Below are 15,508 nucleotides of genomic sequence, written 5' to 3' on the forward strand. Positions count from 1 at the left end.
AATACTAGCTTTTATTGACTTTTAGTATAGTTAAATCACACAATTATATTTCCTTATGAAAAAGGTTTTAACTTTGATTGTAAATATTCAATTTCCTCATCAAAGTCATTTAATTGCTTTAATATACTTATACTTACTTGAATATCAGTACCTAAATCTATTAATCGATTTTGTAAATCAAAATGCGCCTTATACATTGCAAGAATTAAAGCATTCTTTCCATCAACTGTTCGTAAATTTACATCTGCACCATTTTCAATAAATAGCTCTAATAGCTTCATTCTATCTTTTTCATAAGCATATGTATTAGAATAACAAACCTCATGTAAAGGAGTAAAACCTCTAATATCTTTTATATTCATATTTGTAATATATGGTTTGATTACAGAAAATAGTTCTACTTTTACATCAGATGCTATATGATGAAGTAAAGAAAATCCATCTTTACCACTTGCTATTTCAATATCTTGTGATAAAAAATATTTTAATAGCATTACAGACTCTTGAGTATTATTCCTATTCAAAACATAAAAATGGATTGACTTATTGTCATTATCAATTAAATCAATCCTAACTTTTTTAGTAATAAGAGCATTTACATAATAAATATTTGCATAAGCTACTGCTACCATTAAAGCTGTTCTTCCTTGAGAATCAAGAACATTTAAATCAATATCTAAATTTAATAAAGTGTTAAAAATTACTTTTTTATTTTTTAGTATACTTTGATGTAAAATAGGATAAATATGTTCTGAATAATAATTTAAATTAGCCCCATAATCTTTTAGCAAAGCTAAAATTTTAGAACGATAAAGTTCAGATTCTTCACTATTTTCATGCATTGTCATAATAGTATTTAATACAACTGTAACTGCACACTCTCCTCTTTCATTACAAAAGTTTACATTAGCACTTGCTTCTAAAAGTGTTTTTACAATTTCAAAAGATGCATATTGACAAGCATACATTAATGCAGTGTATTGATTTGAATCTACTTTTTCAATATCACATCCAAGTTCAATTAAAGTATTTACAGTTTGGGCTCTTTTTATTGGATTTAATTTATCATAATGACTTACAGCATAATGTAAAAGTGTAAAACCATTAATCTCATTTACAATATTAATTTTAGCACCCTTTGAAGCTAAATATTTTATACATAAAGCCTTATTCACCATAGAAAGACCAATTAAAATATTTCTAGAATCAATACTTTCTGATTCAAAATCTATAGTAAAACCTTTTTCATCGAAATATTTCAAATATTTTAAGCCTAATTCATCAGATACAGAATAAAATCTAGTTAACAAAGTTACTAATTGAGATTCATTTTGATTAGATGTAGCTTCAAAAGGGTCTTGATTTTGTTCCAATAAAACATCCATAATTTTTGGTTCAAATTTATTACAATAGATTCCATGAATTGCAATAGAACCCAATTCTGTGATTGCATCTTTACTATCATCAAGATATTTATAAGGGATTGAAACATCAGCACCATTTTTTATCATCTGTTTTAATAACATCGCCTTATCATCTTCATTTAAAACTTCTGCACAATTTTTAAGTAAGCCTATTACACTAGTAAACTTTGCATTAGTTTCACTATTTTCTGGTGATTCATAATATATCTTATTTAAATCAGGGTCTATATCAATTAATTTCTTTACAGTATCAAGAGTAAAACCTTTATTTATTGCATATAAAGATAAAACATAAAATTCACTATCTTTTTTTATATCAGGATAATTATCTATTAAATAATTTGTCAACTCCTCATTTTTATGATGTAAAGTAAGTTCTAATAAACCAGAGTCAAACCTTTGCTTTCTAACAGGACAAAATACCCATCTTTCAAAAATCATATAAGGGTTTTTAGAAACAATTTTTTTAAGAAGGTCTATGCTTAATTTTTTACTCAAAGCTATATAAACACTAGTAGTATTTATCTTAATATCTGGTATTTTTTCTAAAATATATTCTATTAATTTTTCTTTTTGCGTATTCACAATTGCTTCAAAAAGATTTGTTGTATTTGAACTAGAATTAATATAAAAAGTTGTTTTTAACTCTGTATCAAGTTTATTATTTAATAAAAGCTCAAACATTTGTATTTGTTCATCTTCATTTTTATATTTTGATTGTGGATTTAAAATATGATTAATAATAGTTGCTCCATTATAATCAATAAAATTAATGTTTGCGCCATTTTCTATTAAATATTTTACCAATTCAATATCATTGTTTGAAACAGCACTAAAAAGTGCTGATTGTTCTTCTTGTTCTATTTTTGCACCATTTTTTATCAAAAATTGTAAATACTCAAATGAGTTTTCTTTTTTATAATATTTTGTAATAAACTGCCAAAAAATATTAGTAGGATTATCTAATTCTACTATTTCATTTATATTTGCACCCTTTTGCAAAATTATTTGAGATAGAGTTATCTTTTCTTTTTCATTTAAAAATTGATTTATAATTATTGGAATGAAAAAATTTTCATCTTTTACTTTGTCTAAGCCTATTAAGTATCTTTCAAAAGTATCAAAATCGTAAATACAAAGACAATCATTTATATTATTTATTTCATATTTTTTCATATAAAAAACTAACTCTTTTACCTTTGCTTCAGTAAAAAATTCAGGTAGTGCAAAAGCAACTTTATTTACACATAAACCTAGTTTTACTAACTCTTCAAATAAGTAAAACTCATTATTTCCCAAAAGCTTTGAAGCTAAATCAATTACTTCTTCATTTTCATTAATATCATAATTATGTTCATTAATTAAAAAGTTAATTATCTTAATCTTTACATTATCACCGATAACTTCAGAATCAATTACCTCTTCTATTACTCCCCTTGCACTCTCATACCTTTTAATTCCAAAATTATTAACTACAAATTTGAAAGTTTCGAAATCAGTTCCATTTTCTAAAAGTTGATCTAAAGGTAAAGAATCTCTTTCTTTATTAAATTCATCCATATCTTTCATAAATTCAAGTAATTCAAGGGAAACATTCCTACTTAAAAGATATGATAGCTTACTACTACCATTTAAAATAAAATCAAAGCTAATTTTATTTTCTAATAAATACTTAGTAATATTTATACTTGAGAACTCAATAGCATAAACAATAGGCATAAAAAAATTTGAATTTTGTTTTTTTAAATATTCTTCATTTATCAAATTTTTAAACTCTTGAATATTATCTTTTTGGATTATATTAATTAATTCGGGGTTATTAAAATCTATGGAATCTAACACACAATGCCTTGTAAAATTATTTTTTTGATTTTAATATTATCAATTTAATTATTTTATACATATTAAAATTATTAAAGATTAATACATAAGTATTAATCTTTATAGTTTAATAATCTTGGCACCAAATCCACCCTGACTTGGATGAGCATCAGTGTAACCCTTTATTTTAGGATGTTTATCTAAAAATGTTTTTACTGCAAAAGATAATTTACCTGTTCCAATGCCATGGTAAACAAGAACTTCATCAAATCCTGCAATAAGTGCATCTGATAAAAATTTATCTAAGTTTTCAATTGCCTCATCTGCTCTTTGTCCATGTAAATCAAGTGTAACATGTCCACTCTCGGGTTTTGAAACTGTAACAGTAGCTTTTTGTTTAACTTGTGGTTTTGGAATATTACCACTTCGTGATAACTCTTCCAATGGTACTTTCATTTTCATTCCAGAATCATTTTCAAAAAAAGCTTGTTTACCTTTTATAGATACTAAAATACCTTTTGAACTTCTATATTTTACTCTATCACCTACTTTTAAATCTTCATGCTCTTTTACTTTTTCTGTTTTAATATTTGAAGCCTTTGAGTGTGCAGTATTTAAATGCCTATGACCTTCTTGATAAATTTTTGCTTTTATTGCTTTTTTAGCTTCATCTCTTGCATCTTTATACTCTTTTTGTAATTTAGATTTTTCCGAATAAATCAATTCATCTAAACTCTCTCTTTGATCTTTTAAACCTCTTTGTAATCTTTTTGTCTTTTCTAACTCTTCATCAAGTTTTTGTATCTTTTGTTTATATTCTCTTTCTAAATCGCTACTTCTTTCAATAAGTTCATTTAATTTATCTTTATCTTCACCATAAACTTTTTTAGCTAGTTTTACAATATTATGGGGAATCCCATATCTACTTGCAGTTTCAAAAGCATATGACTTTCCAATAGTACCTTGTAAGAAATCATATGTTGGTCTTTGGTTTGCTTCGTCGTAAAGTGCAGCAATTAACTCTACATCATCATTTGAAGCAAGAAGTGCAGCCAATCTTTTATGGTGAGTTGTTATGATAATTTTAATATCTTTTTTTATTAACTCTTCGATTATTACTTTAAATAAACTTGCAGCTTCATCTGAATCAGTTCCTAATTCAATCTCATCAACACCAACTATTGCATTTCTTTGTGTGAATAAAGTTGAAAATTCCACCATTCTACCAGCAAAAGTAGAAATATCATTTTTAACACTTTGTGGATCATCTAAAACTGCTAATATGTTTTTGAAATTTCCTATTTGAGATGATTTATCTGCATAGTAAGGAATTAAATATTTTGACATAAATACTGAAGCTAAAATTGATTTTAGCATCATTGTTTTACCACCTGCATTTACACCAGTAATCATAATAACTGATTTGGAAAAATCAACATTTATTGGTTTTGCTCCACGTAATGCGGGATGTTTAAAATCAATCAATTTACAACTATTTTTTTTACTTGGTATTAAAAAGTTTTTATCATCTGCTTTAGCAAAAAATAACCTTGCTTGATAATGATCAAATCTATCAAACTCTTTATTTACAAATTTTAGAAATAATAGATGTTTTTCAAACATTGTTGAAATTTGTTTACAAAGTTTTAAAACTATTTCTTCTTGTTTGTTTATTAAGTCACTTCTTTTTTGCTTCAATTCACTAATTGAGTGAGGAACAATATAGAAAAATCCAGAATTAGATCTATGTATTACTGTTGCTTTTAAAACATGATTAAAACCACCTCTTACTAAAATTGCCTCTTGGTCATTTACTAAGTGAACTTGAGAATCAACTAAATATGGTTTTAGCTTTGATGAATTTATTGTTTTATGTAGATTTTGTCTAATTAACTCTTTGTTTTTATAGATTGCATTTTGAATATTATCAAAATCATCATCTACACCCTCTTTTAAATTCCCCTTTGAATCAAAAAAATCATCTAAACTTAGAATATCATCTGGAATTACTATTTTATCAATCCACTCTTTTAATTTTCCCTCAAAATTAAACTTTTTTAAGTATAAGAAATATCTAATTATTTTTGTAAATTCATAGATATCATCAAGTTTTAAAACACCTTGTTTTTGAATATGAACTAAGCATTTATCTAAATTTGCAACCTGCTTTGGTGCAGTAAAATCATACTTTGAAAGTTCATTTATAAGTTTATAATGTAAATTTATATCACCTTCAAGAATAATATTTTTTCTTCTTGAAAAAAGCTCTTGAAATGTCTCTAAATATTCTGTTAAGTCTAGTTTTTTTATTATATCTTGCATAACGCGTATTATAGCCAAAGGGCTATAATACTTTTATAAATAGTATTGCCAATATACTAAGGCAACTAATGTAATAGATATAATTCCTAAGAAATTAAATATTAATCCAAATTTTGCCATATCTTTTACTTTTACTGCACCACTACTCATAGCAATAGCATTTGGTGGTGTTGCAATAGGAAGCATAAAGGCATATGAAGCACAGATTGTTGATACAAATAAGATAAGATTCACATCGATATTTGCAGCTTTTCCTAACGAATAAATAATTGGTAAAGCAATTGAAATCAATGCAGTATTTGATGTAACTTCAGTTGTAAAAGTAATTAATGAAGCAACAAGTAAAATTAATAAAATAACAGGCATATGAGTTAACGCAAGTAAATAGTTTGCAATTTCATTTGCAAGACCTGTTGATGAAAATGCTGATGCAATTGAAAAACCAGCACCAAATAAGAAAATAATTTCATATGGAATTTTCTTTGTATCTTCCCAATTTAAAAAACCAAATTTAGGCATAAACATCAATAATCCATACCCAAGTAAGATTCCTTTTTCATTTAATCCTAAACCTGAATAATAAGGTTCTATTTTTGAATTTACAAACAGTAATAGAACTAAACTACCCAAAATATAAAGTAATCTTCTTTGATCTTTTGTCAAATGTTCTCTTTGTTCTAAATGTGTATCAAATTTAAGATGATTAACACCTAATGAAAGAACATATGGAATTAAAATTAGCATAACCACTACAAGTGGCAATGAAAGAACAATCCATTGTACAAAGGCAATAGGTTCAATATTATTTTCTTCCATAAACCCTAATAATATAAGGTTAGGAGGTGTTCCAATTGGAGTTAAAATACCTCCAATACTTGCACCATATGCAATAGCAAGAACTAGTCTAATTTTTAATTTTATATCTTTTGTTAAAAACATTGCAATTGGAATTAATAATAAAGCAGTTGTAGTATTTGAAATAAGCGAACTTAATACAGCAGATGTAATTGCTAATGAAAAAATAATCCCTCTTGGAGTATTAGGGAAAAGAGTTAATAGTTTATTTGAAACATATTTATGTAAATCTGTTTTTTGAGTTGCAATTGCAATCATAAAACCACCCAAAAATAAAAAAACAATTGATTTTGAATAGTTTGCAGTTGTTGCACTTGTACTCATAATATCAAATGAGGGGAATAAAAGTATTGGAAATAAAGAAACAACACCCAATGGTAAAGCTTCATTTGTCCATAATGTAACTAGAAAAACTATAATTGCTAATAAGATTGAATGTTGAGTATTAAATGCAAAACTAGCAATCAAAAAAGTAGCTAATGTTAAAATCAATGTAGTCAATAATTTTTTCAAAATATTCCTTTAAAATAAATTTTACTTATAATCTAATGTCAATATATTTTAGTTCCAAGAAACTAATATAGCTTTTATTTCATAAAAAAATTTTTTCTTAATTATTGGATTATTACATATAGTTACATAAAAAAAATTGTTTACATAATAAACACATAACTGTTACATTTTTATAACATTTGAAAGGAGCATATGCTCCTAAAACCCTATTTTTTCTTAGGTCTAAATGGTTTTATTACGTCCTCATTACAGTCTAAATATGGTCCTTCCATTAAATCAATACAATATGGAATTGCAGGAAAAACTGCATCTAAACATTCTCTAATTGATTTAGGTTTTCCAGGTAAATTAACAATTAAAGAACTGCCTCTTAATCCAGCAGTTTGTCTTGATAAAATTGCAGTTGGAACAAACTTTAAAGACTCTGCTCTCATAAGTTCACCAAAACCTGGCATCATTCTATCACATACAGCTTCTGTAGCCTCAGGAGTTACATCTCTTGCAGCTGGACCAGTTCCTCCTGTTGTAACAACAAGACAACAACCCTCTTTATCCACAAGTTCTTTAAGTGTATCTTCAATAGTTTTTTGATCATCTTCTATACATCTATATACAGGTTCCCAAGGTGACTTTAAATAATCATTCATTGTATCAACTATTGCTTTTCCACTAATATCTTCGTAAATACCTTTGCTTGCTCTATCACTTGCAGTTACTATTCCAATTTTTGCTAAATTTTCTGCCATTTAAATCCTTTATAAAATATGTCCATCATTATTAAAAAAATATACTGTTGCAAAATCTTTAAAAAACTCTTTTGCTTCACTAGCATTAATTATTTTATCTTTTGCACCTAAATAAACCTCTATTTTTGTTCCTTTATTTACTAACTGTTGCAACTCTTGTTTATTCCACTCATAATTTAATAACTCTTCTAATTGTGAAGCTGTTCCTAAATTAAAATATTTTGAAATATCAATTTTTTTAGGAAATATTACATTTTTCAAAAAAGTATCACAATATGTATTTGCATCTTTTTTAAAGTACATAACTTGAGTTCTTTTAAATTTTTTTTCTTGAGTTTGGAAAAATGCAGGAGAAAACAGTTGTAATAAATCAACTCTTGTATCATTATTTAATACAGATTCAAAAGCTTTAATAGCACCATAAGAAAATCCACTTACTGTGAAATCATTTTCTATTAAGTACTCTTTAAAAAGCTCTTTTTCATCCTTTAAACAAAATCCACTATAAAAGTTAGAAATCATCTTCTGTTATAACCTCATTTTTTTTCATTATCTCTTTTAATTCATTTATCTCATCAGCATTATGAGACAACTCTGAACGAAGTTCATTTTTAACTCGTGTTATTAGTTCATTAGCATCATTTGCCATTTTATATTTTTCAACCATATTAGTTGCTATTTTTAACGCATTTTTTAAATCATCACTATTTACAGCATATTGTTGTCTTTTTATAACTTCTACACCAATATTACCAGCTAAATATCTTCTAATATTCTCTACTAATTCATTGTATGAAGGATAAGTTGAAGATAACAAAGGAATCCCCTCATCAAACAATGCAACTTTACTTTTACAAATAAATGCTTTACTAGCTTGATAAATACATAAAATCTCTTTTTGTCTTTCATCAAGTATTTTCATCTGTTTTTTACCAAATTGAAGTTTGTTTTTTGCGATTTCAATATCTTCTTGTTGTAAAACTTTTGCATCACGTTTTATCATATTTAATAAAGCTTCATTTACTAAAGTTGCAAGTGCTGCTGAAGAAAAACCTGCAGTATTATCTGCTAGTTTACTAACATCAAAATCTATTTTTTTATTTTTTAAATATAAAGATAAAATATGTTTTCTATCTTCAATATTTGGTAAATTTAAAAATACTCTTCTATCAAATCTTCCTGCTCTTAAAAGTGCATCATCAAGTACATCAATTTTATTTGTTGCAGCAATAACAATTACACCATTATCACCTTCAAAACCATCCATTTGAGTCAATAATTCGTTTAGTGTAGCTTCTCTTTCATCATTTGAAGTTCCTGTTCTTTTTTTACCAATAGCATCAATTTCATCAATAAATATAATTGCAGGAGCACTTGCTTTTGCTTTTATAAAAAGCTCTCTTACTTTTTTTGCACCCATTCCTACATATATTTGAACAAAACTAGCTCCACTTTGATAAAAAAATGGAACATCTGCTTCACCTGCAACGGCTCTTGCAATTAAAGTTTTACCAACACCTGGAGGTCCAACTAAAAGTACACCTTTTGGTAGCTTTACATCATGAGAAATATATTTTTTAGGAGAATTTAAAAAGTCAACTATCTCTTCAAGTTCCTCTTTAACTTCTGAAATCCCAGCAACATCTTTAAAAGTTATATTTGAAGTTACTGCTTTTATATTTGAGTTTTCTATCTCATGATTTTGTGTATTAGATTCTTCTTTTACTTGTTGTTTTTGAAGCTCAGTTTCAAAACCACTTTTAGTTTTAATTCCTTTTTTATCAAAGTATGCTTTAATTTTATCTTGCTTTAATTTAAGAAAAATTGCAACTACTAATAATAAAAATAAAAAAAGAAGCCCCATATAATATGAGCCTCCTTGAATTTGGGTACTACTTTTATACATAGTATATATAAACAATACAACTAAAATAGTTGCAGAAAGTATCATTAATTTTAAATTTTTGTCTAAATTTTTATTTGAATTTTGCGACATTTATATCTTGCCTCACTTCGTAATCGTCTAGAAAAATCCAATCACCAGTCAAGTCAACATCACTTTCAACTTCAATATGATTAAAGAACTGATCAAGTCCAACATATTTTCCATTTTTTTGTTGTTCAATCAAAACTTCTAGTGTTTGTTTATTGTCTTTTCTAAACTTATAATTTTTATCTTCTATTATAGATACAAGTTCTTTATATCTCTCTTTTGCGACATCACCTTTTACAATATCTTTCATAGATGCACTTGGTGTTCCATCTCTTCTTGAATAAGTAAATGCATGAATATGAGTCAATGGAAAATTGTGTAAATTATCCATAGCTTCTTTCCAAAGTTGATTTGTTTCACCAGGATGACCTACAATAAAATCTGTTCCTAATGCATATCCATTATCTCTTAAAAATTCAAAAAGTTCTAAATCTTTTAATACTTTATTTCTTCTATTCATTATCTTTAACATCTCTTTTGAAGTATGTTGTAATGCAATATGAAGATGTTTTGCCATAAAAGGTTCATTTATTATTTCTTTAAATTCATCATCAATTTGAATAGGCTCAATACTTCCCATTCTAATTCTTCTAACACCTTTTATCAAAGACATTTTTTTTAAAAGTTTTGCTAAAGAAGTATGTTGTTTTTTACCATAACTTCCTACATTTGTTCCTGTTAAAATAAATTCCCCAAAACCATTACTTGCTAGTTTTTCAACTTGCTGTAATATTTTTGTTTCATTATAACTTCTAGCATCACCTCTTACATGAGGAATAATACAATAACTACATCTAAAGTCACAGCCCTCTTGTATTTTAATAAATGCTCTACTTTTCCCGATGAATTCTTCGACTATTGTATCATCAATATGCTCTAAATCACCTGCTTTAAAAAATCTATTTTCATCTTTTAATAAATCATTGATTTTCTCTTTTTCACTATGACCAAACAATGAATCAACTTTATTTTCATTAAATAAACTCTCACCCTTTGTCCAAACTCCACAGCCAGTAAATACTACTCTTGGTTTTTTAGGTAGCTTATTTAGCTGATTTATATAACCTCTTGCAGTAGAATCTGCACTATTTGTAACAGTACATGAATTTATTACAACAACATCTGCTTGTTTTTCATCTTTTGTAACTTCAAAATCTTTTAAATTACTCATCATAACTTGTGTATCAAATACATTAGTTCTACAGCCAAAAGTTTTAAAAAATACTTTTGGTTTTTCATTTGAAAATATCATATAATTTTGCCTTCTTCTACATCTGGTAAGTCTGCTGGTTTTTCTCTTGTAGTATTAAGATTAATACTTTGAGTAGGATAAGCAATATGAATATCATCTTCTTCCATAAATGCTTTTAAAATTTCTGGAGACATTGTACTTCTTAATACAAGTGCCGCATATGAATTTGTAAGATACCATGAAGATATTACAATTCCATACGGTTCAACAAAAGTATAAACTCTTGGTTCAACTCCTGTTGCTCTTAGTTGATATTTATTTCTCATCTTTGACAACTGTTTTCTAGTTATATCTGTATAACCTTTTGAATAATGTTTTAAAATCTCTTTAGAAATATGTTGCGCTTTTTTATAATTTGAATCAAAAGTAATTGTAATATCAATGCCATCCCAAACTGTTCTCAATCCAGAATGTGTATAATTTGCAATCATTTCTGAAAAAATATAGTTATTAGGAATAAAAAATATTCTTCCTGTTCTTCTATTTACAGTATAAGAAGTTAAAGTAATATCTTCTCTAACTGTCATTTTAAATAATGATATATCAAGAACATCTCCAACTACTTGCAATCCATTTCTAGTAACTTTAATTCTATCTCCTACTTGAATAGAACCAGAAGTAACAATTACCATCCACCCAAATATAGACATAAACCAATCTTTTAGAGCAATTGCGATACCAGCTGATGCAAACCCTAAGATTGTAACTACATAAGATACATTGTCTATATAAGAAAATAGTACGATAAATACCACTGTCAATACAACTAAAAAATTTATTATTTTATTAGTAAAATAGTAATTTTCATTTTGAGAAAAATACTTTTTTAAAGCTAATTTAATTAAAAAAGAAATAAAGAAAAGTAAAAATATAAAAATTAATAAACCAAATATTTTTTCAACTTGACTTGTTATTTGTGATTTTATTTCTAGTGTTACTTGCTCTACTTTTCTAGTATATACTTCTTCTGTTGTAGATACTATTTCTAGTACCATATTAAAATCTTTTTTTTGTTTATCTAAGAATGTTAAAGTATCTTTATACTGTTTTTTTTGATCTAAATTATATAATTCTAGATATAAAAAGACTTTTTCCTCTAATTGCCCAACAAGTTTTCTTAAACTTTTTTCAACTTCAATAAACTCTTTTTTATTGTTTTCCAATTTTTTAATATATGAAAGTGCATTTATAATCCCAAATGGATTTGTTATTTCTTCATATTTTTCAATTTCAGGAGGTGTTAAAAGACTTCCTATTGGTGAGCCTTTGTATTCTGAAATTAACTCAAGTTCATTTTGTTTGATTCTTATCTTATTATTTAATTGCGAATAAATTTCATCTGATTTTTTCTTTTTTCTTTTTATACTTTTTTTTAAAAACTCTAACTCATTAGAAATTTTTCTATATGCAATATAATTGCTATATCTTTTTAGTAATATATTATCTTTTAGTTTTTCATCTAAACTTTTAATTTTTTCTTTTAATATACCAATTTGAGCTAAATCTTGCATACTTCTTTTTTCTAAAGCTTTTTGTTTTTCAACAATTTGTTTATTCTTTTTTTCTTGTATGCTAATATTATTATCTGATATTTGAGTATCTTCTTTTTGTGCAAATACACAGATATTAAAAATTAATAAAAGTAATAATACTTTAGAAAAAGTTTTTTCCATTAACTAAAACCCTTTAGTACTTCTATAACAGTAGCTTTATTTACTTCATTTGTAATTAAACAATCACCAATTGATTTAGGAAGAATAAATTTAATTTTATTATCTAATGATTTTTTATCTAAAAAGAAATGAGAATAAAAATCTTCAACATCTTTTATTTTATATGAAATTGGAATATCATATTTTTCAAGTAAATCTTTTACTCTTTTTTCTTCATCTTTACTCATAAGATTTAATTTCACTGCAAGTGCATTTGCCATAACCATACCAATTCCAACTGCTTCGCCATGCAAATATGTATCATAGTTTGTTTCATTTTCTATTACATGACCAAATGTATGTCCATAATTTAAAGCTGCTCTTATGCCATTTTCTTTTTCATCTTTTATTACAACATCAGCTTTTGTTTCAACAGATTTTTTAATAGCAATTTTAATATTTTCTTCTTTTGTTAAATCATTTTGTTCTAACCATTCAAAAAACTCTTTATTAAAAGTAACTGCCATTTTAACTATCTCTGCAATACCTGCACCAAACTCTCTTTTTGGTAGAGTTGATAAAAAACTTGGGTCAATATAAACAGCTTTTGGTTGATGAAATGCACCAATAAGATTTTTACCATATTTATTATTTATACCTGTTTTACCTCCAACACTTGCATCTACTTGAGAAAGTAAAGTTGTTGGTATTTGAACAAAAGATATTCCCCTTTGATAAATTGATGCAGCAAAACCAGTCATATCTCCAATTACTCCACCACCAAAAGCCACAAGAAGAGATTTTCTATCAAGTCTATGTTCAAAACAGTGATCAAGTATCATATCAATAGTACTCATATTTTTATATTGTTCACCATCTGGGATTGTTACAATACTTAACTGTTTTGCATTTAATTTATTTTTTAAATAATCCAAGTGAAATCCACTTACAGTTGGGTTTGTTACAACAACCACTTTTGTATCAAAATATATATTATTTAACTGCTCAATAGTTATATCATACATCGTTTTATCGGGTAAAGTTATATTTACTATCATTAAAAATCCATTTAGTGTAATTTGCTTGATTTTATCTAAAATTTTCTAATGAATGTATTAAATTTTTTCATATAAAATCTAATTAATTTATCTAATAATTATATAGCTCATAAATTATAAAATTTGTTTAACTATTCTTTTATAGTTTAGTAAAAAACAAAACTTTTTATGTTATTTTTACATATTATTCACATAACTGCAAGGAGAAAAGATGAAAGTAGCCAGCAGTGGAATGTTTAAAGGTATGAATAGAAAAATGTCAATTATTAGTATGTTACTTATACTAATAAGTGTATTTTTAACCGGATATTTTCCATCAAAAAGTTCAGAAATTTTAAAAAAAACAAGGGAAATATTAAATCCATTTTTAGAATGGTATTATGTACTTTTAGTAGCATTTTTATTAGTTCTAATGATATGGTTAGGAATGGGAAGATATAAAAATGTAAGACTTGGAGGAGATTTAGAACAACCAGAATTTACATTTTTTACTTGGGTATCTATGCTTTTTGCAGCAGGAACGGGAGTTGGGATACTTTTTTGGTCTGTTGCACAACCAATCTTACAATTTCAAAACAACCCTTTTACTGGTTCACAAATGACACCTGAAGCTGCAACAATGGCTATGAGCCTTAGTTTTTTCCATTGGGGATTAAATGGTTGGGCAATTTTTTCATTTATTGCAATTACTATGGCATACTTCTCATTTAGACATAATTACCCACTAACTATTCGTTCTGCACTCTATCCTATTTTTGGTAATAAAATGGATGGAATATTAGGTGATACTATTGATATACTTGCTGTATTTGCCACTGTTTTTGGTATTGCAACAACCCTTGGATTAGGTGTAGAACAAATGAATGCAGGACTTAAAGAAGTAATAGGATTAAATATATCTTTAACATTACAATTAACTGTTACTATCATAATAATGATAATAGCAACTGTTTCTGTTGTATCAGGAGTAAGTAAAGGAGTAAAACTTTTATCTCAAGGAAATTTTTGGTTAAGTATTGTTGCTTTGTTATTTTTACTTTTTTTTGGACCTACGCAATATTTAATTGGATTAACTTTAGAAGCAACTGGAAACTATATACAAAATATAATCAAACTAACTTTTCTTACAAATGTAAATCATAATTCTGATTGGCAGGCTACTTGGACTGTTTTCTTTTGGGGATGGTGGATAGCTTGGTCTCCTTTTGTTGGTATGTTTATAGCAAGAATATCAAGAGGTAGAACTTTTGGTGAATTTATTGCAGGTGTATTATTAACACCAACATTAATAACAATAATTTGGATTGGTCTTTTTGGAGGAACTGCTTTTTATCAAGAGTTATTTATGAACCAAAATATTATTGAAGCAGTAAATAACAATATCCCTTCAGCAGTATTTATAATTCTTGAAAATCTAAATATGGGTATTTTAGGTAATATTATGTCTTTTCTCATGATTATTCTAATTGCTACTTATTTAATAACTTCTGCTAATGCAGGAACATTAGTAATTACCACTATTTTATCATCAGGTTCAACAACTCCTCCATCAATGCACAGAGTCATTTGGGGAATTATACTTACTTTATTGACAGTTGTACTTATCATAGCAGGTGGTTTAGAGATACTTCAATCAGCAGTTATAGCCGCAGCATTACCTTTTTCAATTGTTATGATTGCAATGATATCTGGATTATTAAAAAGTTTAAGTTTAGAAGATACTGCAGCTCGTTCTGGTAATGAAAAACAAAATGTAAGAGAACCTTGGATTTTAGATGAAGATACAGGGGAAGAAGCAACAATTATTGATGAATTAAATCCAAATATAAAAAAATTAGAGGAACTACCTGAATATAGGTAGCTCTCTAATAT

The 15,508-nt window shown here is 26.5% G+C and carries 10 protein-coding genes; 1 reads left to right on the forward strand and 9 read right to left on the reverse strand.

Going from position 1 to position 15,508, the window contains the following annotated elements; genetic code table 11:
- Positions 1-53: 53 nt before the first annotated feature.
- The 9 genes from CRU93_RS00095 to aroB form a co-directional block, all read right to left on the reverse strand.
- Complete coding sequence (locus CRU93_RS00095; protein ID WP_129102151.1) at positions 54-3,266, reverse strand: ankyrin repeat domain-containing protein; 3,213 nt, start codon at positions 3,264-3,266, stop codon at positions 54-56.
- Positions 3,267-3,365: 99 nt separating this feature from the next.
- A complete protein-coding gene (locus CRU93_RS00100) occupies positions 3,366-5,567 on the reverse strand; it encodes an endonuclease MutS2 (RefSeq protein WP_129102152.1) in 2,202 nt (733 codons plus the stop codon).
- Positions 5,568-5,600: 33 nt separating this feature from the next.
- Entirely contained in the window at positions 5,601-6,935 is a 1,335-nt protein-coding gene (locus CRU93_RS00105) for a DASS family sodium-coupled anion symporter (protein WP_129102153.1), read from the reverse strand.
- 206 nt (positions 6,936-7,141) lie between these two features.
- Complete coding sequence (gene mog, locus CRU93_RS00110) at positions 7,142-7,681, reverse strand: molybdopterin adenylyltransferase (RefSeq protein WP_129102154.1); 540 nt, start codon at positions 7,679-7,681, stop codon at positions 7,142-7,144.
- A gap of 9 nt (positions 7,682-7,690) precedes the next feature.
- A complete protein-coding gene (gene bioV / locus CRU93_RS00115; RefSeq protein WP_129102155.1) occupies positions 7,691-8,203 on the reverse strand; it encodes a pimelyl-ACP methyl ester esterase BioV in 513 nt (170 codons plus the stop codon).
- Entirely contained in the window at positions 8,193-9,677 is a 1,485-nt protein-coding gene (locus tag CRU93_RS00120) for an AAA family ATPase (protein WP_129102156.1), read from the reverse strand. The genes bioV and CRU93_RS00120 overlap by 11 nt, the downstream gene beginning before the upstream one ends.
- On the reverse strand, positions 9,658-10,926 hold the full coding sequence (gene mtaB, locus CRU93_RS00125; RefSeq protein ID WP_129102157.1) for a tRNA (N(6)-L-threonylcarbamoyladenosine(37)-C(2))-methylthiotransferase MtaB: 1,269 nt from the start codon (positions 10,924-10,926) through the stop codon (positions 9,658-9,660). The genes CRU93_RS00120 and mtaB overlap by 20 nt, the downstream gene beginning before the upstream one ends.
- A complete protein-coding gene (locus CRU93_RS00130; protein ID WP_129102158.1) occupies positions 10,923-12,599 on the reverse strand; it encodes a mechanosensitive ion channel domain-containing protein in 1,677 nt (558 codons plus the stop codon). Before CRU93_RS00130 ends, mtaB begins: the two co-directional genes overlap by 4 nt.
- A complete protein-coding gene (gene aroB / locus CRU93_RS00135; RefSeq protein ID WP_129102159.1) occupies positions 12,599-13,636 on the reverse strand; it encodes a 3-dehydroquinate synthase in 1,038 nt (345 codons plus the stop codon). Before aroB ends, CRU93_RS00130 begins: the two co-directional genes overlap by 1 nt.
- Before the next feature lie 211 nt (positions 13,637-13,847).
- Here aroB and CRU93_RS00140 point away from each other — a divergent pair, with 211 nt between their 5' ends.
- Positions 13,848-15,497 carry a BCCT family transporter gene (locus CRU93_RS00140; RefSeq protein WP_129102160.1) on the forward strand — a complete coding sequence of 550 codons (1,650 nt, stop codon included), beginning with the start codon at positions 13,848-13,850 and terminating at the stop codon, positions 15,495-15,497.
- Positions 15,498-15,508: the final 11 nt, after the last annotated feature.

The sequence above is a fragment of the Arcobacter sp. CECT 8985 genome, from assembly GCF_004116495.1.
Lineage (GTDB): Bacteria > Campylobacterota > Campylobacteria > Campylobacterales > Arcobacteraceae > Malaciobacter.

Excerpts from the sequence above, each read along its gene's own strand:
- CRU93_RS00120 (WP_129102156.1), bottom strand. The coding sequence starts at position 9,677 with ATGTCGCAAAATTCAAATAAAAATTTAGACAAAAATTTAAAATTAATG.
- bioV (WP_129102155.1), bottom strand. The coding sequence starts at position 8,203 with ATGATTTCTAACTTTTATAGTGGATTTTGTTTAAAGGATGAAAAAGAG.
- mog (WP_129102154.1), bottom strand. The coding sequence starts at position 7,681 with ATGGCAGAAAATTTAGCAAAAATTGGAATAGTAACTGCAAGTGATAGA.
- CRU93_RS00140 (WP_129102160.1), top strand. The coding sequence starts at position 13,848 with ATGAAAGTAGCCAGCAGTGGAATGTTTAAAGGTATGAATAGAAAAATG.
- aroB (WP_129102159.1), bottom strand. The coding sequence starts at position 13,636 with ATGATAGTAAATATAACTTTACCCGATAAAACGATGTATGATATAACT.
- CRU93_RS00130 (WP_129102158.1), bottom strand. The coding sequence starts at position 12,599 with ATGGAAAAAACTTTTTCTAAAGTATTATTACTTTTATTAATTTTTAAT.
- CRU93_RS00100 (WP_129102152.1), bottom strand. The coding sequence starts at position 5,567 with ATGCAAGATATAATAAAAAAACTAGACTTAACAGAATATTTAGAGACA.
- mtaB (WP_129102157.1), bottom strand. The coding sequence starts at position 10,926 with ATGATATTTTCAAATGAAAAACCAAAAGTATTTTTTAAAACTTTTGGC.